This is a genomic window from Rhizobium sp. 01T444 (genome assembly GCF_056398305.1).
Map to the genome: position 1 here is coordinate 1 of NZ_JBFTPD010000216.1, position 659 is coordinate 659.

At 64.9% G+C, this 659-nt stretch carries 2 protein-coding genes; both read left to right on the plus strand.

Going from position 1 to position 659, the window contains the following annotated elements; all coding sequences use genetic code 11:
* The coding region (locus tag AC1DTN_RS38045) for an ABC transporter permease subunit (protein ID WP_477925328.1) at window positions 1-116 on the plus strand (116 nt) is incomplete at its 5' end.
* 12 nt (window positions 117-128) lie between these two features.
* Window positions 129-659 (plus strand): ABC transporter permease (locus tag AC1DTN_RS38050; RefSeq protein WP_477925327.1); only part of this gene is annotated, 531 nt, incomplete at its 3' end.

A 659-nucleotide genomic window follows, 5' to 3' on the forward strand; every position in this document is an offset into this window, starting at 1 on the left:
CGCGCGACTTCCCGCTGATCCAGGGCATCACGCTCTTCTTCTCCCTCATCTACGTGCTGATCAACCTGCTGGTCGACCTGAGCTACCTGCTGCTCGATCCGCGCATCCGCTACTGAACGCGACAGCCCATGAACCAGAAATCGCTCGTCACGCCGCCGATCGTAGTGGACGGTACTTTCGGTGACGCCGATGGCGACCTCGCGCCGCCCCGCGAGCGCAGGCGACTCCCGCTGTGGCGCCGCGCGTTGATGAGCTTTTCGGTGCTCGGCTTTTCCATCCCGACCTTCGTGATCGGCTATGTGCTGATCTGGGCGGTCGCGCTGAAGGGCGGACTGCTGCCGGTGCAGGGCTATGCGCGGATCGATGGTGGCCTGTGGCCGTGGCTGCGCCATTTGATCCTGCCGGCCGTGACGTTGTCGATCATCTACGTCGCGCTGATCGCGCGCGTGACGCGCGCGGCGGTCGCAGAGGCAATGACCGAGGACTACATCCGCACCGCTCGTTCCAAGGGAATCTCGGAGCGCCACGTGCTGGTGCGGCACGCGCTTCTCAACGCCGCAGTGCCGATCGTCACGGTGATTGGCATCGGTGTCGCGCTGCTTATCGGGGGCGTCGTCGTCACGGAGACGGTCTTCGCGATTCCCGGCCTCGGTCAATTG